The sequence below is a fragment of the Nostoc sp. 106C genome, from assembly GCF_002154725.1.
Classification (GTDB): Bacteria; Cyanobacteriota; Cyanobacteriia; order Cyanobacteriales; family Nostocaceae; genus Aulosira.
Map to the genome: position 1 here is coordinate 1 of NZ_MTAW01000114.1, position 26051 is coordinate 26051.

General features: G+C 40.5%; 23 protein-coding genes. 14 read left to right on the forward strand and 9 right to left on the reverse strand.

The features are described from left to right. Both BV375_RS15490 and BV375_RS15495 read right to left on the reverse strand, forming a co-directional pair. The coding region (locus tag BV375_RS15490; RefSeq protein ID WP_086761966.1) for a hypothetical protein at positions 1-5161 on the reverse strand (5161 nt) is incomplete at its 3' end. A gap of 108 nt (positions 5162-5269) precedes the next feature. Continuing rightward, complete coding sequence (locus BV375_RS15495) at positions 5270-6571, reverse strand: ATP-binding protein (RefSeq protein WP_086761968.1); 1302 nt, start codon at positions 6569-6571, stop codon at positions 5270-5272. Between the two features lie 714 nt (positions 6572-7285). Here BV375_RS15495 and BV375_RS15500 point away from each other — a divergent pair. The 5 genes from BV375_RS15500 (at position 7286) to BV375_RS15520 (ending at position 11623) form a co-directional block, all read left to right on the forward strand. Further along, a complete protein-coding gene (locus tag BV375_RS15500) occupies positions 7286-7660 on the forward strand; it encodes a four-helix bundle copper-binding protein (RefSeq protein ID WP_086762137.1) in 375 nt (124 codons plus the stop codon). A 281-nt stretch (positions 7661-7941) separates the two neighbouring features. Continuing rightward, positions 7942-8739 (forward strand): hypothetical protein, encoded by a 798-nt coding sequence (locus BV375_RS15505; RefSeq protein ID WP_086761970.1) that lies wholly within the window; start codon positions 7942-7944, stop codon positions 8737-8739. Between the two features lie 252 nt (positions 8740-8991). Further along, the gene (locus BV375_RS15510; protein ID WP_086762139.1) at positions 8992-9732 is read left to right on the forward strand and encodes a prolipoprotein diacylglyceryl transferase family protein; all 741 of its coding nucleotides are present in this window, start codon (positions 8992-8994) and stop codon (positions 9730-9732) included. A 115-nt stretch (positions 9733-9847) separates the two neighbouring features. Further along, positions 9848-11266: a radical SAM protein gene (locus BV375_RS15515; RefSeq protein WP_086762141.1), complete on the forward strand. Its 1419-nt coding sequence runs from the start codon at positions 9848-9850 to the stop codon at positions 11264-11266. A 36-nt stretch (positions 11267-11302) separates the two neighbouring features. Continuing rightward, positions 11303-11623: a hypothetical protein gene (locus BV375_RS15520; RefSeq protein WP_086687825.1), complete on the forward strand. Its 321-nt coding sequence runs from the start codon at positions 11303-11305 to the stop codon at positions 11621-11623. Between the two features lie 199 nt (positions 11624-11822). On the opposite strand, the gene BV375_RS15525 is transcribed toward BV375_RS15520, so the two are convergent. After that, entirely contained in the window at positions 11823-12377 is a 555-nt protein-coding gene (locus tag BV375_RS15525; protein WP_086761972.1) for a cupin domain-containing protein, read from the reverse strand. Positions 12378-12668: 291 nt separating this feature from the next. Between BV375_RS15525 and BV375_RS15530 the strand changes: the two genes are divergently transcribed. From BV375_RS15530 to BV375_RS15540, 3 genes are all read left to right on the forward strand, one after another. Beyond that, the gene (locus tag BV375_RS15530) at positions 12669-14108 is read left to right on the forward strand and encodes a deoxyribodipyrimidine photo-lyase, 8-HDF type (protein WP_086761974.1); all 1440 of its coding nucleotides are present in this window, start codon (positions 12669-12671) and stop codon (positions 14106-14108) included. 170 nt (positions 14109-14278) lie between these two features. Next, a complete protein-coding gene (locus BV375_RS15535; RefSeq protein ID WP_086761976.1) occupies positions 14279-14500 on the forward strand; it encodes a hypothetical protein in 222 nt (73 codons plus the stop codon). After that, positions 14478-14735 (forward strand): hypothetical protein, encoded by a 258-nt coding sequence (locus BV375_RS15540; RefSeq protein ID WP_086761978.1) that lies wholly within the window; start codon positions 14478-14480, stop codon positions 14733-14735. The genes BV375_RS15535 and BV375_RS15540 overlap by 23 nt, the downstream gene beginning before the upstream one ends. Before the next feature lie 127 nt (positions 14736-14862). On the opposite strand, the gene BV375_RS15545 is transcribed toward BV375_RS15540, so the two are convergent. Both BV375_RS15545 and cysE read right to left on the reverse strand, forming a co-directional pair. Beyond that, entirely contained in the window at positions 14863-15621 is a 759-nt protein-coding gene (locus BV375_RS15545; protein WP_086761980.1) for a hypothetical protein, read from the reverse strand. Positions 15622-15895: 274 nt separating this feature from the next. Next, positions 15896-16621, reverse strand: coding sequence for a serine O-acetyltransferase (gene cysE, locus BV375_RS15550; protein ID WP_086761982.1), 726 nt, complete (start codon positions 16619-16621; stop codon positions 15896-15898). Between the two features lie 239 nt (positions 16622-16860). Here cysE and BV375_RS15555 point away from each other — a divergent pair, with 239 nt between their 5' ends. Continuing rightward, positions 16861-17316: an Rrf2 family transcriptional regulator gene (locus BV375_RS15555; RefSeq protein WP_243713952.1), complete on the forward strand. Its 456-nt coding sequence runs from the start codon at positions 16861-16863 to the stop codon at positions 17314-17316. Between the two features lie 19 nt (positions 17317-17335). Then, positions 17336-18298: a cysteine synthase A gene (cysK, locus tag BV375_RS15560; RefSeq protein WP_086761985.1), complete on the forward strand. Its 963-nt coding sequence runs from the start codon at positions 17336-17338 to the stop codon at positions 18296-18298. Positions 18299-18301: 3 nt separating this feature from the next. Here the strand turns inward: cysK and BV375_RS15565 are convergent, their stop codons facing one another. Continuing rightward, positions 18302-19006 (reverse strand): cadmium resistance transporter, encoded by a 705-nt coding sequence (locus tag BV375_RS15565; protein WP_086761987.1) that lies wholly within the window; start codon positions 19004-19006, stop codon positions 18302-18304. A gap of 137 nt (positions 19007-19143) precedes the next feature. On the opposite strand from BV375_RS15565, the gene BV375_RS15570 reads away from it, so the two are divergent. After that, a complete protein-coding gene (locus tag BV375_RS15570; RefSeq protein WP_086761989.1) occupies positions 19144-19806 on the forward strand; it encodes a cadmium resistance transporter in 663 nt (220 codons plus the stop codon). Positions 19807-19855: 49 nt separating this feature from the next. Here the strand turns inward: BV375_RS15570 and BV375_RS15575 are convergent, their stop codons facing one another. Together BV375_RS15575 and BV375_RS15580 are read right to left on the reverse strand one after the other, a co-directional pair. After that, positions 19856-20653, reverse strand: coding sequence for a sulfite exporter TauE/SafE family protein (locus tag BV375_RS15575; RefSeq protein ID WP_086761991.1), 798 nt, complete (start codon positions 20651-20653; stop codon positions 19856-19858). Positions 20654-21165: 512 nt separating this feature from the next. Continuing rightward, positions 21166-21423, reverse strand: a complete 258-nt coding sequence (locus BV375_RS15580) for an alpha-L-fucosidase (protein ID WP_243713953.1) — start codon at positions 21421-21423, stop codon at positions 21166-21168. Positions 21424-21592: 169 nt separating this feature from the next. Here BV375_RS15580 and BV375_RS15585 point away from each other — a divergent pair, with 169 nt between their 5' ends. After that, the gene (locus tag BV375_RS15585) at positions 21593-22360 is read left to right on the forward strand and encodes a phosphatase PAP2 family protein (protein WP_086762144.1); all 768 of its coding nucleotides are present in this window, start codon (positions 21593-21595) and stop codon (positions 22358-22360) included. A gap of 128 nt (positions 22361-22488) precedes the next feature. On the opposite strand, the gene BV375_RS15590 is transcribed toward BV375_RS15585, so the two are convergent. Beyond that, positions 22489-23142 (reverse strand): hypothetical protein, encoded by a 654-nt coding sequence (locus tag BV375_RS15590; protein WP_086761993.1) that lies wholly within the window; start codon positions 23140-23142, stop codon positions 22489-22491. 640 nt (positions 23143-23782) lie between these two features. On the opposite strand from BV375_RS15590, the gene BV375_RS15595 reads away from it, so the two are divergent. Next, positions 23783-25237, forward strand: a complete 1455-nt coding sequence (locus BV375_RS15595) for an APC family permease (protein ID WP_086761995.1) — start codon at positions 23783-23785, stop codon at positions 25235-25237. A 48-nt stretch (positions 25238-25285) separates the two neighbouring features. Continuing rightward, the gene (locus tag BV375_RS15600; protein WP_086761997.1) at positions 25286-25948 is read left to right on the forward strand and encodes a cadmium resistance transporter; all 663 of its coding nucleotides are present in this window, start codon (positions 25286-25288) and stop codon (positions 25946-25948) included. Positions 25949-26051 lie beyond the last annotated feature (103 nt).

The window sequence follows — 26051 nt, forward strand, 5'->3', positions numbered from 1 at the left end:
CTTTGAATTCTTGTAAAAGTTGCCCTTGCAAGTTCCACAACCGCGCTGTTTTGTCCCAAGATGCAGTGGCGATAGTTTTGCCGTCCGGGCTGAAACTCAGGCTTAAGACACTGTCCTGATGCCCTTTGAATTCTTGTAAAAGTTGCCCTTGCAAATTCCACAACCGTGCCGTATTGTCAGCAGATGCGGTGGCGATAGTTTTGCCGTCGGGGTTGAAACTCACACTTAAGACATTGGCCTTATGTCCTTGGAATTCTTGTAAAAGTTGACCTTGCAGATTCCACAACCGCGCTGAATTGTCAAAGGTGGTGGCGATGGTTTTGCCGTCGGGGCTGAAGCTCACACTATAGAAGCTCTGATGACCTTTGAATTCTTGTAAAAGTTGCCCTTGCAGGTTCCATAACCGTGCTGTTTTGTCAGATGAACCGGTGGCGATGGTTTTGCCGTCGGGGCTGAAACTTACACTTAAGACACTGTCCTGATGCCCTTTAAATTCTTGTAAAAGTTGCCCTTGCAGGTTCCATAACCGTGCTGTTTTGTCAGATGAACCGGTGGCGATGGTTTTGCCGTCGGGGCTGAAACTTACACTTAAGACACTGTCCTGATGCCCTTTAAATTCTTGTAAAAGTTGCCCTTGCAGGTTCCATAATCGTGCTGTTTTGTCAGATGAACCGGTGGCGATGGTTTTGCCGTCGGGACTGAAACTTACACTTAAGACACTGGACTGATGCCCTTTAAATTCTTGTAAAAGTTGCCCTTGCAGGTTCCACAACCGTGCTGTTTTGTCCGGAGATGCGGTGGCGATAGTTTTGCCGTCGGGGTTGAAATTCACACTGAAAACACTGGACTGATGCCCTTTGAATTCTTGTAAAAGTTGCCCTTGCAAGTTCCACAACCGCGCTGTTTTGTCATGAGATGCGGTGGCGATAGTTTTGCCGTCGGGGCTGAAACTCACACTTAAGACACCGCCCTGATGCCCTGTGAATTCTTGTAAAAGTTGCCCTTGCAAGTTCCACAACCGCGCTGTATCGTCATCTGAGGCAGTGGCGATGGTTTTGCCGTCAGGGCTGAACCTCACACTAGTGACACCACCTTGATGCCCTTTGAATTCTTGTAAAAGTTGTCCTTGCAAGTTCCACAACCGCGCTGTTTTATCTAATGAGGCGGTAGCAATGGTTTTGCCGTCGGGGCTGAAACTCACACTAGTGACACCGCCCTGATGCCCTGTGAATTCTTGTAAAAGTTGCCCTTTCAGGTTCCACACCCACGCTGTTTTGTCCCAAGATGCGGTAGCAATGGTTTTGCCATCGGGGCTGAAACTCACACTAGTGAGACTGTCCTGATGCCCTTTGAATTCTTGTAAAAGTTGTCCTTGCAGGTTCCACAACCGCGCTGTTTTATCTAATGAGGCGGTAGCAATGGTTTTACCGTCGGGGCTGAAACTCACACTAGTGACAATGTCCTGATGCCCTATGAATTCTTGTAAAAGCTGCCCTTGTAGGTTCCACAACCGCGCTGTCTTGTCCCAAGATGTGGTGGCGATGGTTTTGCCGTCAGGGCTGAAACTCATACTATAGACACCGTCCTGATGCCCGTGAAACTGGTTACGTTCTTTAATATTGCTAAGGATGGTATACAAAGCATAAATCGGACTAAAAGCTGGATATTTTTCTATTGGGCGGCCATCTTTAACAATATTTTTCAACTCTTTACCACTGTGCATTGCCGACATCAGCGATTCTAACTCGGCATATTCAAATTGTCTTAAGGCATTAACTCCCGCCCGTTCTAAGTTTGTACCTTGTAGTGCTTCTTTTTGTGCTGCTTCTGCGGCAATTTTTGCGCTTTGTGCTTGTGTCAGGCTTGCTTGTGCTTGCTTCAAAATCTCATCAGCTTGTCTAGCTTTTAATTCTGCTTCTTTTTGTTGTGTTTCTGCCAGTTTTACTTTATCTTCAGCATCTTTTACATTTGCGTTAGCCGTTTTAATTCTCTCTTCTGCTTGGACGTTTTTCTCTTGTAATGTTCCTGCTTGCTGATTTACCTTTTCTAAATCTGCTTTAGCAGTTAACAAGTTTAGCTCTGCCTGTTGCGTCACCTGTTCTGCTAATTTTGATTTATCTTCTGCGGTTTTTTGAGTTTTTAATGCCTCTTGATAGTTTGTTTCTAAACCTTTCTTTTTATTTTCTAAGTCTTGTGCTTTTTTCTGAATTTCTCCCAGTCGCTTTTCTGTTTGTCGCTTTTGTAAATTTACATTTTCTAGATTGGTATTCGCTTCTGCCATTTTTGCAAGTGAGTCTTGCTTTCCTACATTTGCAATATTTGCTTCCCTAATTTTATTAAATGCATACAAAGCAGATAAACCCGCAGCCACTAATAAAACTATTGCCAAACCAGAACTCATCGCTAATCTATTACGCCCTTTCTTAATTTTATGTTCAGCTTCCCGGTTAGCATCGGCTAATACCTTCTTTGCCGCTTGTTCACGTTGTAAATTTTCCTCTGCTTGCAAACGTTGCTCACGTTCTCTTGCTAATTCTTCTAATAAATCATTTCCTTGCTGCTGGCGAATCAAATCAACTAAATAATCATGCACCAATTGATAACGTTCTGCTGGCGATTCTTGTAACAGCAATACCAAACCAGATTTAACAAAAATCTCCAACACCAAATCTAATTCCTCGGCTACTCCCAAATCTACGGCTAACTCAGCTTTAGTCTTTAGCGGGCGTGTCCCATTTTCATCAGTTAATAAATATAAAACTAATCTCGCAGTTCGTTCATTACCTGCACCACAATCTTTAATTACTTCCTCTAAAAATCGCTCAACTAGTTTTTCTTTAGTTCCCGCCTGACGATACTTTGCTAAAGTCGTAATTTTCTCAGTTTGCAATTGCGTCCCCACAATTTGCAACTCAATCGGGCGTACTTCCCCAATATCACCCGCCAAATCTATTACTAATTCATCAATCAGGTTAGGCTCTAAATAAAAGTGTGTTTTCTCTGTCAAACTCTGAATTACTGTCTTAGCATCTGCGGGTGAAAAATTACCCAAGTAATAACGAATATTTTTATCGAGAATATTATTATTAATAACTTTTAAATCAAATATCCGGTCTAATTCTAATAAATAATGTAAATAATCTTCCCGCAATGATAGAATCACCTTCACAAAAAGGATATCTAAGCAGACGCGCAGAAATTCATAAAAAGGTCGCCTTTGCGCTTGGTCTTTATAAACAAAGAAAAACTCTTCAAATTGGTCAAAAATTAAAACTGTTAACAAATTCCGTTCTGCATTGTTCCGCAACTGCGCTAATATATCTGCCGCTGAAGTTAGATATATTCCCCGCAACCTCTCAACACTTTCTACTAACCTCCTTCCCAATATCCCCACCCAATCTGTATAACTTCGCAACAGAATAGGTAAAGCATCTCGCTCACCAATTGCTTGCTGTTGCAACGCTGGTATTAATCCCCCCTGCAAAATAGAACTTTTCCCTACTCCCGACTGTCCATGAATTACAGTTAATTTATGTTCAGTCCCGCTAACTCTTTCGCGTAACCGCCTAACATCCTGTACTCGGCTAGAAACTGCAATTTCTTGAGCAATTGTTTCTGTATTTTCTGTTTGTACCTGTGCAGGGTTAATTGCCTGTCGCTGCGGGTTAAGATAAGATGCACCAATAAAAGCACGAAAACCATATTGCTGTTCAGTTTGTAATCGCTCTTGCTTGAGATGAAAAGCATCTAAATATCTAGCTTGCTCAAAGTAAAGTTCACGCAATCTCTCCAAAATCGAGATATATAATTGCGGGTTGTACTGCGGATTACTTTCTGATTTTGCCTGTTCTAAGCTACTAATTTCTGCTTCTACTTGTCCTAAACCCCGTTGCGCACGAGCCAACAAAACCCGATAAAAACTATGCTCATGGGTTTGTAATATCATGTCCGGTTGATTACTTACTAAACCCGATGAACCCCACCCCGCCAAAGCGGCGCTTTGTCTCCCCTCCCCGCAGGCGGGGAGGGGATTAAGGGGTGGGGTAAAAGCGTACTGCATCCCCACGGAAATCGCTATATTTAATACTTCCAGCGCTTGTTCTGCAAATTGCTGCGCCTCTTCCCATCGTGACTGCTGTAGCGCTACCTGTGCCAAAAAACCGTAATCTTCAGCTAGCTGTCGCGGTGTACCATAATCTTGATGCAGTATTAAAGATTGTTCCGCAAGGCTTTGTAGATCGCTCCATGCTTGTAAGCTGCGCAGCACTTCACCCAATTTACTAATATATTGAGCAATTAAATCTGGCTTTTCTGCTTCTTCAAAAATCTCAATAGCTTGCTGAAAATAATTTCTCGCTGCTTGCCAATAGCCTTGATTTTCTACCGAATTAATACTAGCCTTGCGTTGATATGCTAAAGCGATATGCGCTAATAATATACCTTGCCGTTCTACATCATTACTTTGTCGCCAAAAATTCAAACTTTGCTGATACTGTGCTAAAGCCGAATCTATGCGATCGTGTAAATAATCATGCAAACCAAGTACAAATTCGAGACTTGCTTGAATTGCTGAGTCTAAAACTTGCTGGCGACTTTGTAAATCCTGATGAGCAATTGTTAATTCCCAACAAATTTGCGGATTGGGGATAACATCACCAGCAAATATCTCATCAGTTTTTTGCCGCAGAAACTCTATTAAATTATTACTAGTATTATTAAAAGTAATCGTCGTCGCCCAATTATCCAAATCTGCTGCCAAGCGAATCATCTTTTGCAGAACTTGGTCATTAATCCACAACAATATAGGAAAAGGAAAGTTTTTTCTAAACTCTTCCCTAACTTGGTTAGCCGCAGTCAGAACCGTATCAATATCTTTAACCGATTCCAAACCAAAAACCATTAATGCTGGTGGTTGTTCATCTCCCAGTTGTTCTTTAATAGCTGTGTAAAGCGTTCTCACCGATGCAGGTAAAGTAATTTCGCGGATTTTCACCGGAGATAATTGGTGGAGGCGTTGCACTATGCGCTGACGCAAATCATCATAATTACAGCGCAGTAAAATCAGCGAAAATTCACCTTCAGAAAAGGTAATCGCTCTTACCAGAGTTTGTAATGATCTTTCGTTATCAACGTCTAAATTTTCTATTTCTTCATGACTCATAACATAATGATTTATTTAGTAGGATGGGCATTGCCTACATTTGTGATTTAGATCCCCGACTTCTTGAAGAAGTCGGGGATCTAAGCAGCAGAGTTTGTGATGCATCATTCATAACCGAAATTCTTTCGCCTCTATCAAAATTGGATTGATATCAAACCAAGAACCATCCTCATCCCGATATTCAAATACAAACATACTGCGAAGCAAAAGTTCGTATTTTTCATGTCCTCTAAAGCTTTTATCTTGCGCTACCTCACGCAATGATTGCCATTCATCAGGTGTAATCCCTAAAGTTAGCTCATTGCGGCGTTGTTTAATTACGCTTTCTACGCAATCATGCGAAAGCGGTGGATCTTCTCTTTGCAAACAACGAAACAACAGCATCAACAAGTTACGCAGATGTCCACCGCTAACTCGGCAAATTCGTTCTAATGTATCTGGACTGTCAAAAACCTGAGTAATTAAATTTTGGCTTTGTTCCCAACTTACCCCAGGAAAAGCCCTAACCATAATCATCTTTTGCAATAACGTAATTCCCTGTTGAGCATCAGAACTATCTCGTAACTGCACCGGAACCATCGGTAAAACTTTTGGGTCTACGCCAAAGCGATTGGTTAACCTGCCCAAAGCGTTAGAAAATACTAAAACTAGGGGAATTGTATAAATAACATGACAATTTAGCTGGTTTAACTGTTCACCGCGTTCGACAAACAAATATTCTGGCTGGTAATAACCCGAAGGCTTCAAAGAATTATCAACTCGGTCAAGATTATCGACAATTACCACCAATCCGGCTTTACCTTTCTCCTTCAGCTTGTCTCTAGCAGGCTGGAGTAATTCTTTATTAATTGCTTCTAAAATTCCATTAGTGCGCGGTTCTAGATATTGGCGCAACTGACTACGAAGCTTTGGGCTATCTTTAGTTTTAGCAGTAATCTTAGCAATCCCCGCCGATAGTTCAACTTCCGAAAGTTCCATCGGTGTAAGTAATAAATCGGTGATTTCCTTAAATAAATTTTGGAAATAACCTGGTTTGATATTAATTTTTATTGCTTCCAGACTTTGACTTACCTCACGAGCTATAGCTAATAAAATATCTGTAACATCAACATCTGCCATATCCAGGCTGTGGCTAGACTCAAAATAAACTACATGAAATCCCTGCTGTTCTAACTCTGCCTTTAATCGCAGTAATTCGGTAGACTTGCCACAACCGATATGTCCCGTAAATAATTGGCAGGTTGGCTCCTCTGGTGAAAGGCGGGTGATAGTTCGCCCTAATTCCTCAATAATCTTCGCACCCCGCACTTTAGAAAAATCAATATAATACTGCCGATCCTCTGCTTTGCTGACAACCAAAGTCTTGCTGGGGTTGGACGCCTGAAAAAACTTCTTTAAATCCAGTTTCATGACAAATCACCCGAATCAGCTTGATACTACTGCCCATTTCAGTGATTATACAAATGACTCAGCCACGCTTACGGAAAAGAGCGATTGGGAATTGAAGGTTATATGATGTCCGGCAAATTACCCTTAATATGTCATTGCGAGCGGAACGAAGTGGAGCGTTCGCCGAAGGCGTTCTCGCAGTGAAGCAATCACAAGGACTCTGCGATTGCTTCACTTCGTACCCTTCGAGAACGCCTGCCGTAGGATGCCCGAAGGGCTGTAGGGCGAACGCAATGACGGGCATTTGAACGGACATGATATTAGTCCTCAGTAGGGCGAGCATCGCCTACCAAAACCCGGATATAGTCGGCATGACCTAGATAAATTTACAAATATTTATATGCCATTTGTTAAAAAAATCTGACATTAATCTCTCACCAAAGTAATCCTAATTGTTGATCCTACATTTAGAAATTTACTTCTTTGACTAAACACCACTTTTTTATGGGAGTTTCCATCCCTCTATCTACAATAATTCTCAGCAACATCTGACTATAAATATCACTAATTTATGTGGAATTAATAGAAATTAGCGGTAAACATATCGGGATAGGTAACTTATAAAACTCTATATAAAAACCCTATTGACTCTTAAAAAATATAAGTCTAACGTGATAATTAAGTCCTCTCAAGGACGACTCACAATGCATCAGCAAGTTAGGAGGTTTTCCTATGATGATGATGATGATGAACGAATCCATGACAACTGAAATGCAAACTTGCATGGACGCTTGCATGGAATGTCATAAAATGTGCATGGAAACCATGACCCACTGTATGTCCATGTCTAAAGGCAAACAGATGGACATGAACATGATGAGCATGATGGGCATGATGCGCGACTGCGCTGAAATGTGCATGATGTGCATGAACATGATGATGAGTGGTTCCGAATTCATGGGACGCACTTGTATGCTATGTGCAGAAATGTGCGATCGCTGTGCAATGGCTTGTGAACAAATGAGCGACGATTCTAAAATGATGGAATGCGCCGCAGCTTGCCGTAAGTGTGCAGAATCTTGCCGTTCTATGCAAATGATGCCTGCTTAACTTCAATAACCAGCAGAAGTTTCTCTGCAACCTAATATTCAAGCGCTCAGGCTCAAAAAGTCTGGGCGCTTGAAGTATATTTATGGTTATGGGGTACATCTTATTTTGGAAGCAACAGGTTAAAACGAAAAATCCCAACCTAACAAAAACATTTTTTAGCTAAACAGTCTGCACAGGCTGGCTTAGTTTATTTAGCTTTAGGCTTTTAGCCTGAGAGCAACTGATACGATGTAGGTTGTCATGAAATACTTGTGCTGCGGATGACTTACAAATAAACGCAGATGAAACACCTTAAATCGCGTTCTCAAGATTTGCGGAGTTTGTTTGAGAACAACATCACGATTGAATACGTAGCAGAACCCCTCAAAGCAGTTTCAGGTGAAGCAGAAGTAACAGAGGTGCTGCATTGGATGCAAGCACGGGATTTTGATGTGGTTGGTGTGGAGTCGGAAGATAGTATTAGCGGTTATGTAGAACGCATCAGCTTAATGAAAGCCACATCAGGTAAGTGCAGTAATTATCAGCGAGTGTTTCATCCTAAAGAACTTATCGCTATTTCCACTCCACTGATGAAATTGCTACCAATTCTGCAACAAACTCCCCGATTATTTGTGCTTGACTGCAATCAAGTAACAGGAATTATTACCTGTGGCGATTTGCAAAAAGCACCTGCACGAATGCTGCTGTTTGGTTTAGTAACGTTGCTAGAGATGAATCTGCTGCGGCTGGTGCGGCTTTACTATCCTCAAGATTCCTGGCAGAAAGTTCTCAAACCAGAACGTTTACGAGTTGCTCAACGACTATGGCAAGAAAGCCAAGAAAGAAACGAAGCCACAGATTTGTTAGATTATCTGCAATTTTGCGATAAACGAGAGTTAGTTTTAAATCAACCAGAACTTCTTGAGCAACTTGGACTAAAATCAAAGCGATTTGGAGAGCGTTTTCTCAAGTCTGCCGAACAGCTACGCAACCGATTGGCGCACGCGCAAAATTTAGTCAGTGGTTCCTCTTGGATAGACTTAATTTCTTTAGCAGAAGCGATGGAAACATTATTAATCCGTTGTGAGGAAATTGAGTGATAATATGACGACTGGTACACTTTGCGGCATTTTTCACTTGAGTAAACCACAAGCGTAAGGGCACAAATAAGCTAATAATCATTAAAATTGCATCTCCGCGTCTTCCTTTCTCCGCGTCGCCGCGTCTTTCTGAGGCTAAGGATTCTGCAACTTAAAGGCGGGTTAGCTTATATTTTGCCCCTACAATCACCTATGCTTGATGCATGGGAATCATTTCATCAGCGAGCATTTATAAATGGAGCCAAGCATCTTGTGACTTTCCCTGTTTATATCGAGTTAGGTTCCTTACGAATTCATCCTCATATTTTGTTTGAGTCTTTGGCTTATGCCACTGCCTTTCGTTTATTATTACTTCGTGTCCGCAAAGATTCTATTGCACCTAGCCAACGCAGTTCTGTAATAGTTGGTGGTATGGTAGGTGCTTTAATTGGTGCCAAAATTTTGGTTTGGCTGCAACATCTTGATTTAATCTGGCAAAATCAACAGCAATTATTATTACTATTAATGCAAGGAAAAACAGTGGTAGGTGCACTTCTAGGTGGACTGATTGGTGTGGAAACTACCAAAAAAATTCTTGGTATTCATCAGTCTACTGGCGATGTATTTGTATATCCTTTAATTGTAGGCACAGCAATTGGCAGGATTGGTTGCTTTCTTACAGGGTTGAGCGATCGCACTTACGGAATTGCCACAAAATTACCTTGGGGAATAGATTTTGGCGATGGTATTCACCGTCATCCCACACAATTATATGAAATTTTCTTTTTAGTATTACTAATACTATTTTTGCACTTTCGCAGCCGCTATAAATATCAAAATGGCGATTTATTTAAATTTTATTTAGTTTCTTATTTCGGGTTTCGTTTTCTGGTAGATTTCATTAAACCGGATTTTCATCCTTTCTTAGGGTTGACTGCCATTCAAGTTGCTTGCCTATTAACTATTTTGTATTACCGCCGCAGTATTTCCCAAATCTTGCAATTCAAAAATTGATTTTAAATTAGACTTAACGGACATCTTTAGAATTTTCAGTAACCGTAAGGTGGGCAGTGCCCATCCTACATAAATGGCTTCTACCTTGTACCCTCTGCCTTATTTAAAAATTACCATGCCTACTCGCAATTATCTATTTTACGCCTTAACTAATAGTGTTTGTTCAAAATGTTTAGTTAAGGTAGAAGCCAAAATCATTTTTCAAGATGATTGTGTTTACTTAGTTAAGCATTGTCCCACTCATGGACAAGAAGAAGTTTTAATAGCTGATGATATTGAATATTATAAAAAGTCTTTAGAATTTATTAAACCGGGGGATATGCCCCTCAAGTTTAATACTCCGATAAAATATGGCTGTCCTTATGATTGTGGGCTTTGTCCCGATCATGAACAACATAGTTGTTTAACATTAATCGAAGTTACAGATCGGTGCAATCTTTCCTGTCCAATTTGTTACGCCGATTCTGGTGCAGAAGAAGTTTCCCAATTATCTCAGCAACCACGACTGCATCGCAGTTTAGCGCAAATTGAACAGATGATTGATGCGGTAGTAGCAAATGAAGGAGAACCGCAGATAGTTCAATTAAGCGGTGGTGAACCAACTATTCATCCTGATTTTTTTCAAATTTTGGATATTCTCAAAAGCAAGCCGATTAAGCATTTAATGATCAATACCAATGGCGTGATGATTGCTAAGGATAAATCATTCTGCGATCGCTTGAGCCAATATATGCCAGGAATTGAAATATATTTGCAATTTGATAGCTTTGAAGCCGACGCTTTAAAAGAGTTACGCGGTGCAGATTTACGAACTGTGCGCGAAAAAGCAATTGCCAATCTCAACGAGTATAATATCTCAACTACTTTAGTTGTCACCCTCAAAAAAGGACTGAATGACCACGAAATTGGAAAAATTATTGAGTATGCTTTGCAACAGAAATGTATCCGAGGCGTGACTTTTCAACCGATACAAGCAGCCGGAAGATTAGCAGGATTTGACCCCAAGCGAGACAGATATACCTTAACAGAAGTTCGTCGCTCAATTTTAGAACAAAGTCCTTATTTTAAACCTGAAGATATTCTCCCAGTTCCCTGCCATCCTGATTCTTTAGCGATGGCTTATGCATTGAAATTAAATGGTAAAGTAATACCTTTGACTGGCTTAATTAATCCAGATGTTTTTGTAAAAATTATGCCTAACAGTGTACTTTATGAGCAAAATGAAGAACTAAAACAGCAAATTTTTCAATTATTTTCTACAAGTCATTCACCAAATTCTGCGGCTTTATCACTCAAGCAGCTTTTGTGTTGTTTACCAATGATAGCCGTACCAGAAGGAATTAACTACTCTAATATATTTCGAGTGATGATTGTTCAGTTTCTTGACCCTTTTAACTTTGATGTCCGTTCAGTCAAGCGCTCCTGCATTCATATTGTGCATCCAGATGGTAGGATTATCCCATTTGATACCTTTAATATGTTTTACCGCGAAGGCAGTGCTGGATATCACCTAGTGAATAACCGTCCTGCTTGAAATTAATTTATCAGTATCATCTACAGGACTAAATTAATGTCTCAAAGAAATGAAATTTTAAATGTTTTTTTAGGGATATTTCTTTTATTCGGGCTGCATATCATAGCAATAGCTATAATCTTTTTGTTGGGCTGGATTTATGGTCAAATATTTGGGTATAGTAGTTACAATTATTTAGGTATTTGGATTATTGGGGCTTGGGGATTTTTTATTTGGCAAATGTTATATGTAATTCCCCTTTGTATTTGGCTCAGACGGCAACAGCGCCTAGCAATGATGAAAGGCGTAATTATTGGAGCAGTGATTACTGCTTTATTAAATGGCACTTGTTTTTTACTACTATTTACCAATCGTTAGAACAAAGATTCCCGACTTTTTTAAAAAGTCGGGAATCTTGTTTTTCATGTCTGATATCATGTCTGCTAAATTAGTTGCGATGTGTCCGCCGCGAGTGCAACGTAGTGGAACGACGCAATCCCTACATCTTTGCGATTGCTTCCCTCCGGTCGCAATGACAAGTGTTCAACCGGACATAATATGATTTAGCACTGTTATATTAGCGCGGCTTATTGAGAGAATCACTTAGCTGAGTCCCTGTGTAATTAGGCAACCAACCTTCTGCGGTGATGAAATAGCGTACTGCTTTAAAATTCAAAGATGCATTAGGACTACACCAATGCTCAACTCCCGCCGGAATAACGAGATAGTCTTGAGCTTGAACTAAAAGCTGTATCTGACTACCATCGGGTTTCACAAAGCCAAATATCATCTCTCCTGCCAAAACGTAGATGGGTTCAGCAGCAGTGTGAGTATGATAACGGTTGTAAGTGGCAATTAGGGTCTCGATATGCGGGGAACCAGGATGCACATTTAGCAAGTCACACCAGAGATACCCTGTTTCTTGCTGGAGAAATTCAAAGACGCCATTGTGGAGTTCTAAAATGTAGCGCTTCTCAGATTCTGTAACAACGTCTTGCGCTACTAAGTGAGGGAAAAGCAGTGATGTTCCTGGATCGTAGTGTTTCAGATGAATGCCAAGAGGAGCTAATTCACGGACTATATCGCCTAAATCACTCTCGATTGTACCGTCGTCAAGCAATAGAGTAGCCATAACAGAAACACTAATTAACCATTAACAAAAGTATACTTAAATTTTAATTAATTAGCCACTATGCCGATAGGTAAACCGGAGTTGTATATTCTCGTTCGCTGACACGGCAATTATGTTTGTGTAGTACGCTGTTTGGTGCTATTGAAAAGGCTAGAGTCTCTGACTAGTAGCACTCAAAATATGATTCAAAAACCTTAATTTTAAATTTTTGCCCAGAAATTTATCGCTAGAGTGATGCTTACGGGTACATAAGACTTTAAACTAGTACGGGCGAACTATTATGTGTATGGAATGTCTGACTTAATTTTATTTTGGCATCGCCGCGATTTGCGTATTGCTGATAATACAGGACTGGCTGCGGCACGCAAACAAAGTCCCAAAGTAGTGGGAGTATTTTGCCTCGATCCTAATATTCTCGAACGGGATGATGTTGCTCCAGTCAGAGCAACTTACATGATTGGCTGTTTACAGGCACTACAAGAGCGATATGCTCAAGCTGGTAGCCAACTGTTAATCCTCCACGCCAATCCTGTACAAGCAATTCCTGCATTAGCAGCGGCTTTGAATGCCAAAGCTGTTTTTTGGAACTGGGATGTAGAACCTTACTCCCAAGAACGCGATCGCACTATAATTAATGCTCTCAAAGAAAAAGGTATTGCGTTTCTAGACCACAACTGGGATCAAATTCTGCACGCACCAGAACAAATTCGCACAGGTGGCAATGGCCCTTATACTGTTTACACTCCCTTCTGGAAAAATTGGAGTAGCAGAACCAAGGCTAAACCAGTAGAAACTCTCCAAGATGTTGAGGGATTGACACCAGATGAACAGGAAATTGCCAAGCAAACAGGAGCAATCTCATTACCAACAGCCAAAGATTTAGGATTTATCTGGGATGGAGACTTGATTCTTTCCCCAGGAGAAGCCGCAGCACAAGAACGACTAGAGGGATTTAGCGCAACTTCCATTAATGAATATCGGGAACAGCGCAACTTTCCCGCAGTTGATGGTACATCCCAACTGAGTGCAGCTTTAAAATTTGGTGTCATCGGCATTCGTACCGTTTGGCAAGCCACCCTAGAAGCCGAAGAAAATAGCCGCAGCGAAGAAACAGCCGCCAATATCCGCACATGGCAACAGGAATTAGCATGGCGCGAATTTTATCAACATGCAATGTATAACTTTCCCGAATTAGCTGAAGGTGCTTACCGCGATACTTTCAAAACCTTTCCTTGGGAAAACAACGAAGAACATTTCCAAGCATGGTGTGAAGGCAGAACAGGTTATCCCATTGTCGATGCAGCCATGCGTCAAATGAATGAAAGCGGCTGGATGCATAATCGTTGCCGAATGATTGTTGCCAGCTTCCTCACTAAAGACTTATTAATTAGTCCTCAACGAGGAGAAAAATACTTTATGCAGAGATTGATTGATGCTGATTTATCTGCCAATAATGGTGGTTGGCAGTGGAGTGCTTCCAGTGGCATGGACCCCAAACCAGTGCGAATTTTTAACCCAGCCAGCCAAGCACAAAAATTCGATCCGGATGCCGAATACATCCGCCAATGGTTGCCAGAATTGCGGTCAATAGATACTGAATATTTAGTAACTGGTAAAATCACACCTCTGGAACGTCGCGCTGTTGGCTATCCTGACCCAATTGTCGAGCATAAAATTCAGCAACAGCAATTTAAGCAGCGTTATCAAGAGCAAAAACAGGTGCTGGGATAAAGATAAACTTAAGTTTGTAGTTAGCGGTTCTAGCTCCCAAAACCTTATACCAAATCCCATTGTTGAATGTAGCGCGATCGCAGGCAGCTTTTGAGAAAGTATGCGATCGCTTCTTAAAGAAGAATCTATAAACACCGCACGATAATATAAAAGGAGTTTTGAGGTCAGATATGGGTACTTTATCAGAGATTGAAGCTGCGATTAGACAGCTACCAGAAAACGATATTCGCCAACTTGCAACATGGCTTCAAGAATATTTAAATGATATGTGGGATCGGCAAATTGAAGGTGACTTGAAATCAGGCAAATTAGATAGCCTCATTGCTAAAGCAGAAGCAGACATTGAAGCTAACAGGCTCAAGGATATTAATGAAGTCATTTGCGACAAGTGATTTTTGGGAAGCTTATGCAAAACTACCAGAAGATATAAAAGAACAAGCTCAAAAAGCTTATCAACTTTGGCAAGATAATCAAATCCATCCTTCACTACACTTCAAAAAAGTAGGCAAAAACCTCTGGTCTGCTCGTGTTAGCGGTGGATATAGAGCTTTAGCATTGAAAAAAGGCGATGATTATTACTGGTTCTGGAGCGGTACTCACGACGAATACGACGCCATATTAAATTAAATTTTTCGGTTTTTATGACTAAAGAGAGCTATCTTAATTATGCTATGTGTCGGGTTTATTCATTAAGGCGATCGCAGCTTAGTTGAAAAGTATGCGCTCCCTCCTTGGCAGTCTTGTCATTACTTAATCAAGATAATTTCCTATCTTTGGCTTGCCTGGAAGTAGCTTCTAAAAAGTCAGTAAATACTTGGGTGAACTTATGTATTCCCTCGCTACCTCCAGCAATTAAACCACCTGTTAACAATGCATCTAAACAGCGAAAAATAATTATTTGAATGGGATTATTAGCATCAAGTACGACTAGTGGCTCAATAGAGCGAATACCGATCGCACTAATTAATAGACCGCATAAAAGAGATGTCCATAAAGCAATTATTCTAGTATCAGACTTATAATTTACTCGCTGCCTTTCTATTTCATTCAAATTCTTAATTCTGGTATTTAAATCATTAATATGCGGTTGTAATTGCTGAAATGCTTGTGTAGGAATTTGGTTATAATCTTGGATGAGTTGCTGTTCTAAAGTGGTTCCACCTGACTGATTAACTTTGATAGGACTTGCTTCTAAAGAAGAGATTTGATTTTGACTTTGTTGTTCTTCGATAAATTTTCGCTTTTCAGAAATTAGAGCTGTTTGTTGTTGAATACTAATTTCTAGCTGTTCTGTAGTAGGACCTCGCCAAGTAGTTATAAAAACTTCTAAGGAACGCTCTAATAAAAGTGAAATAAAAAACGGTAACGTAAGTAACTGCATAAGATCATCTAACCCAAAGGGTTTTAACTCCAAAGGTCGTTGCGATAACCAAGCTGTTAAAGTTACCAATAAAAAACTAATAATTATTAATAAAATAAATACCGGAGATTCCAGAGAAACTTTTAGCAACATTCCTATAGTCCTGCTTTGTTCCACAATATCTAACACAAAGAGAAATGTAGAACAGCAGGAAGAAATTAGTCTTACTTGAAAATACTTTGTGCCTTGGTATTTTAAGGAATATTAAATTACTAAGACACAAAGACACAGAGAAAAAAGGTTTTTATACAGCGAATTTCAAGTTAGTGAAGTACAGATCCTCAGCCTCAAACCCAAGCATAAAGACTGTTTTACTCCTGAATTCTGCTGTACGTGCTGGTATACGTAATTCATACTGGCTACTTCGTTAAATTCCCGCACCATCAAGAAAGTCTGCAATTACGCGATCGCTATCACAGGTACTACTTTCTATTACTCCATTGTCTTCTGGGATTGACGACAAACTTGACTCAGTTTGCAACTGTTCCAGGTGTTTTTCTAAAGCCTTAACTCGTTCAAACAAAGCGCGAATTGCTTCAGCTTCGACGTCCCGGACTTTACCATGAGCTAGAACATCGCCATTAACGTTGTTTTGACGAGTTATCCGTCCGGGAATCCCCACAACAGTAGTATCGCTTGGTACATCTCGCAGCACTACCGAACCTGCGCCGACACGCACGCGATCGCCAATTTGAATATTTCCCAAAACCTTTGCGCCTGCTCCCACTACTACATGGCTACCTAATGTGGGATGGCGTTTACCGCTTTCTTTACCAGTACCACCAAGGGTAACACCTTGATAAATTAAGGCATAGTCACCCACAATCGCCGTCTCGCCAATTACTACTCCCATTCCGTGATCGATAAACACACCCTTACCAATCACTGCTCCTGGGTGAATTTCAATCCCAGTGAAAAACCGACTCAGATGGGAAATAAATCTCGGTAGAAAAGGAATCCCCGCTTTATGCAACCTGTGTGCTAATCGATGAAACAGCAAGGCTTGCAGCCCAGGATAACAAAACAATATCTCTAGCCAGTTACGAGCTGCTGGGTCGCGCTCGTAAATTGTTCGCAAATCAGTTAGTAACATACATCTGGTGATTAAGATTGTCGTTGATGGGCGAGGCTCTGGATTTTGAAGAACGCAGGAGTCCAATAATTTCTACAAAAGATTCAAACTATTTATGAGAATTTTATAAGATAATCTACGGTAAGTCGATAGGTATACGTAGATTTATATAAGAAGTGAACATGCAATCGCATGTTCCACTTTTAACCGCATAAATAACGATAAATCAATCGACCCACCGTAGTATATTGAGTAGAGACTTGAATAGCCAAACATACGCTCTCCTGGATCTGTCTTCCAAAGTCGAATACGCACTGCTGGCACTTTTAGAGTTAGCAAGCAACCACAGCAAAAAAGTTCCTCTGACCATGAGTGAGATTACTGCCAAGCAACCCATACCCGAACGCTATCTAGAACAAATTTTGACCAACCTGCGGCGTGCTGGTGTGGTGCAGAGTCAACGCGGCTCTAAAGGAGGTTTTATTTTAGTGCGTGAGCCGTGGCAGATTACCTTACTGGAAATTGTTACTGTGGTGGAAGGTGAACGTAAAGAGAAAGACAGCTCTGAAGCTCGCACTTTAGAGAAGACTCTGGTTCATGAAGTTTGGGAGCAGGCTAATGCAGCCTCGATAGAGGTGTTAAATAGCTATACACTCCAAGACTTATGCCAGCAAAGAGAGGCTCGCGCACAGCAGAGTCCAATGTATTACATTTAGTTACGCAGGAGTACCCCTGATGCGGATAGCGAAAGACATCACAGAGTTAGTAGGACGGACGCCTTTAGTTCAATTAAACAAGATTCCCCAAGCTGCGGGCGCAGTTGCTCAGATTGTGGTGAAGCTAGAAAGCATGAACCCAGCCTCTTCTGTTAAAGACAGAATTGGTGTCAGCATGGTGGAAACCGCAGAAAAAGCTGGTTGGATTCAGCCGGGAAAAACCATTTTAGTGGAGCCAACCTCCGGTAATACAGGTATTGCTCTGGCAATGGTGGCGGCCGCTAAGGGCTACCATCTTATTCTAACGATGCCTGATACGATGAGCCAAGAACGGCGAGCAATGTTGAAAGCCTATGGCGCGCAATTAGAGTTAACACCTGGCGTAGAAGGAATGCGCGGGGCGATCGCCCATGCAGAGCAAATTGTCGCCAAAACGCCCAATGCTTATATGTTGCAGCAGTTTCGTAACCCTGCCAATCCCAAAGTTCACGCCTTAACTACGGCTGAAGAAATTTGGGCTGATACAGATGGACAAGTAGATATCCTCATCGCCGGAGTCGGTACTGGCGGGACAATTACAGGCGTGTCAGAAGTCATTAAACAACGCAAGCCAAGTTTTAAAGCGATCGCAGTTGAGCCTACTAACAGTCCTGTATTAGCAGGTGGTAAACCAGGTCCCCACAAAATTCAAGGAATTGGCCCTGGATTTGTACCAGCAATTTACCGCTCAGATTTGGTAGATGAGGTTATTGAAGTTACAGATGAGCAGGCGATTTCCTACAGCCGTCGTTTAGCAAAAGAAGAAGGATTACTTTCAGGTATTTCTGCTGGTGCAGCTTTATATGCAGCACTTGTAGTAGCACAGCGACCAGAAAATGAAGGTCGCCTGATTGTCATGGTGCAACCTAGCTTTGGCGAACGCTACCTCAGTACCTCTTTGTTTAGAGATCCAGAGGAAAGTGAATGGTTAAGTAAGGTTTGATGCCTAGTTTTTTTCTATTTCCTTGACATTTTCATCATCATTTTTTAACAGAATTGTCAAACAAAGACAACTACCAGCAAGCTTTATTAAACTTAAAGCTTCGCTCTTCAATACAATAAAAGCACCTAAACCCATCAGTACGAAAGGCACAATCTTGTTGCCGTAGCGAGTTAAGAAATTAGCTATGGTTTTCTGATGGGTTAGCTGATATGTGGCGTAGCACCATACTCCTAAAAGCAGAAAAAATAAGCCAATAATAACAACAAAACTTTCTAAGTTGTTGTTAGCAAACAAAGGCACATACACGCTAATGTTATCGCTACCATTAGCTACTGTTAGCGATGCCACAGTATAAATTTGTGGAGAAATAAAACTAGCAACAGCTGAGCCTTCAAATTGTTCCATTTCTGGTAGTAATTCTTCAGATGAATTAGCTTGCCAATTGACTAGGCTACTAAGACCAATTGCAAGAGGAATCAAACCAAGTAATCCAATCCAGTTTTGCGGTACAACTAATCCACCAAAAAAACCAGGAAGGCTCAGTATTAACAATGCAGTGAAACCTAAATATTGGCCAGCAACGATGTGCCAAGGGCTGAAGGTAGTATTAATCTGAGAAAAGAACAGTAGCAAAATAACAATATCATCAATGTTTGTAGCACTGAATGCGGCTACTCCTGTGCTAATTGCAGTGATGAACTCGTTCATATAGGGCTCATATTTGATTTGTGAAAAAATCTAAGTATCTGTAGGGTGGGCCATGCCCACTCTACATACTCTGCAATTTTGAATTTTGAATTTATTAATTTGGTATGGTGGTAAATTGTACATTCTAACCATCCACCATGAGCCAGCTTGGAGCAGCTTTCGCTGAAGGAATTATCGCCTTTGTCGCTACAAATATTGATGACATACTTATCCTATTGTTATTTTTTACCCAAGTAGATATTAACTTTAGACGACGGCATATCATCATTGGTCAGTACCTAGGTTTTGTAGCAATTATCCTTGCTAGCTTACCAGGATTCTTTGGTGGCTTGGTGGTACGACGAGAATGGATTGGATTATTGGGAATACTACCAATTGCAATTGGTCTTAAGCAATTACTATCTTGGCAACAAGAAACTACAGAAGTGCAGACAGTATCTACTAATTTTGCACAGACATCACCTAGTAACTTTATATTCTCTTTTATTTGGACTATTTTGCATCCCCAAACCTATAAAGTGGCAGCAGTAACAATTGCTAATGGTGGCGACAATATTAGTATATATATCCCCTTATTTGCTGGTCATAACCTTGCCAGCTTGGGGGTAATTTTAATAGTATTTTTTGTCATGGTAGGGATTTGGTGTGCGATCGCTTATTACTTAAGTCGTCACGCTGCCATTGCTGCTGTTTTAAGCCGCTACGGTCACCATATAGTACCTTTTGTATTGATTGGCTTGGGTTTGTTGATCATGTATGAAAGAGGTACATTCAGCTTACTACCGTGGGTAAAAGGCTAATTAGCAATTCATATTTCTTCTGCCTTCTGCCACTAGCTTAAACTTCATTTCATACTTGATAAACTAACTTCCAACTTACCATCATCAAAATCGCATAAACAATAAACCGTAGTGGACGTTGAGGGGCAATTTGGCAGATTTTCGCACCTAGTAACACACCTGGAATTGAGCCTATCCATATTGGTAATACCAAACTCCAATTTACTGTTCCTAGGGTGAGATGTCCTAGGGAAGTAAATAGCAATAAAATCGCTGCCTGGGAAATATCTGTACCTACTAATTTCCGCGCATCAAGACGGAAAAAGGCAATCATTACCAAAGCAAACATTGAGCCTGAAGAAACACTAGTAAGCCCTACCAAGCAGCCCAAAACTGCGCCTATGAGGATTGTCAGAAAACGACCCAAGTTGGTTTTTAAATCTAACTTTGGCAGTTCGGGTAAATTGAACTTGGGGAAAAAAGTCAACAACAGCAATTGTACTAGTGCTAACACTGTCACTAGGAGAATCATCACTCCTAGCATCCGCAGCATCATGTTATCTAGATGATACTCGCCTGTGCGCCGGAGAAAGTGCAAAATTCCTACCCCAAACAGCGAACCAGGAACGCTTCCCAGTGCCAGCCATTTTACAACTTCCACATCAAGGGTTTTCTGCTGCCAGTGCTTGGCACTACCAACAACCTTCATCAATGTTGCAGCTACCACATCAGAACTTACAGCAATGGAAGGGGGAACCTGAAAGACAAAAATCAACATGGGAGTGATTAGCGAAGCTCCACCAATCCCTGTTAACCCAACAATAATGCCAACAAAGAAGCTAAATAGTGGTAGTAATAAATAGTGCATACTCCTATCCAGAAACGAGGTTTCAAGTGTAATGAAGTCAGCTAGGACTTAAGCAGGCGAAATTTAGCCTAGTGGTAGACTAAGCTCGGTCGGTTATGGTACTGCTCAAGGGATAGGTAACACAAAGGTTATCCAAACTCAAGCTTTGGTCGAGTTAATCTCCAGTCCACAAAAAACATTTAGGAGTTGTTTGAGCATGGATGCTGGCATCGCTATTAAGCAAACCGTGATAACTGCTTATTGATCGCTTGTCCTGCTAGGTTTAACTGCCGATTGATTTTTTGTAGTTTTACATGTAAACACGGAAAACCGACTGGCTTACCGTATTTTAATCGTAAAGTTGATTTAAAGTCTAGGGTACTCGTGTTATAAATCACAAAAATTTTGGATAATACATGCCATTAAAAGGGATTCTCTAATTATTGCTGCTATAAAAATTACCCACCTCAGTGCGTGCCTTCCCAGTTCCCAGAAATTTAGGTGGTGCTAAGACATACAAGAGCGATCGCCTGCTATGTATGAATTAGCTGACGAGAGGTTTTGAAGTTACAATCGCTTGAGTTATATCCCCAACTTTCATTGATAGTCAAACAAGTTTGCCAAGGATGAGCAGGCGGTTGATGGGGAATAAACTGCTCAGGAGTTTCAAAGTCTCCACAATTTGGTAAGCGATCGCTGATGAGAATACAGGATAACTCCCACCCTTGTTGAGAACTATGTCCCCAATGAGTAAACATCCCCAACCGCGCTATTTGAAACCAATTATTCATAATTTGTATATCTATTAAGATTATTGTTTGATTTCTGAAAAACCGACCTACTCTTCTAGTTATCTTGTTCCCTGTTACCTATTCCCTGCCTTTGTGACTAAATTCAGTCCTTAATTAGAGGACTGACCTGAGATTAATATTTATTGTGGAATTAAACCAATACAAAATCATGCAAACTGTGAAACAAGCGACTAATGAGCGCCGTTCGCCGCTGAGTTTTCTCAAAAACCTACTTATTGCCCATTGGCGTTCTTTATTGATCCTATTAATAGGAGTTTATTTACCTTTTCAGTTCTTTGAAATTTTGGCAGTCAAAGTATGGCAGAATGCAGGTGGCTTTCCTTGGGATGTGCCGATTCTGTTGTCAATCCACTCTCAAGCATTGCCACAATTAGATATGGTGGCGGTGATCCTAACGAAGTTTGGCTCGTTTTGGACTGCCTTACCGATTTTCACTGCGATCGCCATCATATTATGGCAAAGACGGTGGTGGCGATCGCTAACTTATCTGCTCACCACAGCATTGGGAAGTGTGATCATCAACCGCACCGCTAAGGAACTCATGCACCGAGTGCGTCCGCAACTGTGGGTATCTGGTGCGCCTGAATTTGATTATGCATTTCCCAGCGGTCATGCAATGACAAGTATGACGCTAGTAATAGTTCTGCTAATTTTGAGCAGAGGTTATCCTTGGCGTTGGTTGATTCTTCTTTTCGGTAGTTTATATCTCTTGGCTATTGCTTGGACAAGGCTGTACTTGGGAGTTCACTTCCCTAGCGATATTCTAGCAGGTTGGATGGTTGCGATCGCCTGGGCCATTGGAGTGAGTCTAATTATCAAACCCCATTTGAATTTAGCCAACCCGATAATTGCCGATGAAACTGTAGATGAAACTTCTTTATTACCAGAAGAAAAACAGCTTTTAGCAAAAGATTAAACCTATCCTCTACCTGTTGTGAACACAGTGCAGGTGTTATGGATATCAAACCACAGATAAACACAGATGAACACAGATAAGTATCGGTGTTTATCTGTGTGCATCTGTGGTTCTTAATTTATCTAGATTTAAGCCTTTTTGGTAGGCGCATTAGTTACTCGTGCATCCACAATTGCCTGCGACACATTAGGGATAAACCAGTCTACTTCACCAGATTTGAGAATTTTAGTACCAGCTTGATTAAATTCAATTGCCCCAGTATCTGGATTTGCCTTCAGAGCTAAGTTAGTTCCATTTGGAACCTTAATTGCAACACCACCTGCCACTTCTGCACTTTGTCCCTCTTGGTTCAAAGCCGCAGCTGTCAAATCACTCGGCAGATAAATACCCTTACAATTCCATCTATCTCGAGTTGTCTGACCATTACCCAAAAAATACAGTGCAGCTCCTTGGGAGTAGTCATCATCATCTAGATTTGGTTCTGGCCCGTAGACAGCTAAAGTCTTACCTGTTTGATTAGTACACTGCCCCCAGTCAATTCCCGACTCAAAAGCATATTTTTGCAACTCTAACTCATTGATTGCTTGCTCAATTTGCTCTGGTGTATAGCCCTCTAATTGAGCTTGTGTTTCTTTGGCAGCTTGCAGCTTATTAATCTCTTCAGTTAGGGCTACATAATCAGGGTTTTTCGTAAATTTCGGGCGATCGGCAAATGAAGGTTGAGCAAAAACTAGATTGGCTATAAACAGCACTACCAACAATATATATTTGCAGGTTTTCATATTGTATGTCCTACTTTTTACAAATTGCAGTTTATGTGTATCTAAATAAATTGTCAATTTTGTAACAAAAATAATTTTTAATCTTTCTGAAAAATTCTTCTACAAAAACTCAGTATTTTTCAGAATAACTATTAATTTTAACCTACCACTTAAATTCAAACTTGGCAACATTAGCCTAGTAATTGAGTTTTATACTTTTTAAATTTAGGTAGATATTGTGCTGGTTATCAGCTTAAATCCTACATAGATTTGATCCCAGCATTTAATTTAATTAAATTTACCCAATTCCTACGATCTTATCGGGTATTATTTTTATCTTGTTATTCAATGTATTAATTATCAATTTATTTCTCATAAATTCAAATACACTATCTCGATAAACTTACTGTGAATAAATAAGCTTTAAATAAAGTTTAAAAATTATTTTTTACTAATACTTGATTGTAGAAAATACATGAGGTAGGATGGCATCTATCGTAAGAAATAGAACTAATGATAGAGATTGTTTAGTTGAGATATATATCGAAGTCTATGCTCAAACTTTTGGGATATCTGAATAGGGATATTGTGATTTAAAGCAACATCATAAACACCCATAATCCTCTCGATATATGTACTATTCCCTCTCAAAAGCAGCAACATGAAAAAGGAAATCTCATCGCATCACAGTGTTCATGGCTTAAAGCCAGAGTGTCTTTCCTTCACAGAAGTTTTAGCGCAATCTTTTGCTGTAATTGCACCCACAACAATCCCAGCATCTAACATTGGTTTGATAGTTGCACTCGCAGGTACTGGAACTTGGTTAAGTTTTCTAATTGGATTGATCGGGCTATTATTTGTCAGCATTAATATCAACCAATTTGCTAGTCGTTCCGCCTCTCCCGGTTCACTCTATTCTTATATCAGTAAAGGAATCGGTCCGATGGCTGGTGTAATTTGCGGCTGGAGTTTGGTCTTAGCTTATTTATTAACTGGCATGTCAGTACTCTGCGGTTTTGCTAACTTCAGCGGCATGTTCTTCGGTCATTTAGGTATTCATCCGTCTAGTATTACGCTGTTAGCGATTGGTGCTGGCATTTCCTGGTATGCAGCTTATAAAGATATTCAAATTTCCGCAGTAGCGATGCTATTAATGGAAGGAGTATCCATTTTTTTGATCGCTATTTTGTGCATCATCATTTGGGCACACAAAGGTTTTGTGCTGGATATTTCCCAATTGACTTTATCTGGTACAACACCAGGTAGCGTGGCCACAGGCCTTGTCTTAGTAATGTTTGCTTTTTCTGGCTTTGAAAGTGCAACATCGCTAGGTGATGAAGCAAAACACCCTTTGCGAACCATTCCTAAAGCTGTAAAGGGTAGCGTAATTCTGGCAGGTTTGTTTTACATTGCAACTACTTATATAGAGGTATTAGGGTTTAGCGGTACAGGAGTTTCAATTACCAAAACTGAAGAGCCACTGGGTTTTTTATCACAACAAGCCGGAGTTGGTTTTTTAGGAGAATTAGTTGCTTTAGGTGCTTTACTTAGCTTCTTTGCTTGCATTCTTGGCAGTATTAATCCTGCTGCTAGAGTGTTCTTTTTAATGGCGCGTCATGGTTTGTTTCATTCCTCTTTAGGTACAGCACATTCATCCAATAAAACACCCCATGTTGCAGTCACGATGTGTTCGTTAATTACATTTCTTGTGCCTGCTTTCATGTCTCTATGTCATATCAAACTGTTCGAGAGTATGGGTTATTTGGGCGCAATATGTAGCTATGGATTTTTAACAGTGTACATTTTGATATCTATTGCAGCACCAGTTTACCTATACAAAATTAGACAACTGCGTTTGCGAGATGTAGTGTTTGCAGTTTTGGCAGTTGGATTCATGATTATTCCAATTTTAGGAAGTGTTGGAATTCCTGGTAGTACGCTTTTCCCAGTTCCCGAAGCTCCTTACGATCTGTTTCCCTACCTATTCTTGCTCTACCTAGTTGTCACTTGTGGATGGTTCAACATCAAAAAGCTTCGTTCTCCTAACTTAGTTGCGGGTATGCGTCAAGGAATTGAAGAAATTCACGCTAGATTCAGCGACAGAAAAATTCCTTAATTTTTGTTGATTTTCTCTAATTTCCAAAATCTAAAATCCAAAATTGATATGAGTGGTTTAGTCACTGCAATTAACACCGGGATCGCAGCTTTCAGCGCTACCAATATTGATGATATGGTGCTGCTGACGCTGTTTTTCTCACAAGTAAATGCTAAGTTTCGCCGTTGGCATATTATTGCTGGTCAGTATCTAGGTTTTACAGCACTAATAGTTGCTAGTCTTCCCAGTTTCTTTGGTGGTTTAATAATACCACGTCCTTGGATTGGTCTATTTGGTATAGTGCCAATAGTTATAGGAATCCGTTCTTTACTTAAACAGGAAGAAGACAATTCGGAATCAGACGAGACAGAAATAAAGCAGTCTCATCACTCAGTTTTAACCAAATTTCTCAATATCCAAACTTACAGTGTGGCTGCTGTGACCTTTGCCAATGGTACAGATAACATCAGCATTTATGTTCCTTTATTTGCTAGTAGTACTGGGGAAAGCTTGCTGATAATTTTAACAGTATTTTTTCTGCTGGTTGGATGCTTGTGCTACGCAGCATATAAATTAACTCATAACAGAGCGATCGCAGATGTTATGGCTCGCTACGGTAATAATATTATGCCTTTTGTTTTGATGGGATTAGGAGCTTTTATTTTGTTAGAAAGTGGGTCTTTGACTTTCGTAAATCTATTAAAGGGCGAATTCTTCTTACCTTCCTTATAAATCTAAGCAACAAAAATCATCGGCTGGCGCTGGAAGTATCAAAAAAATGAAATGTTATCTAAGCATCATATTTAGCTTTCATCCGCCTGCCAGAGAGTAATTA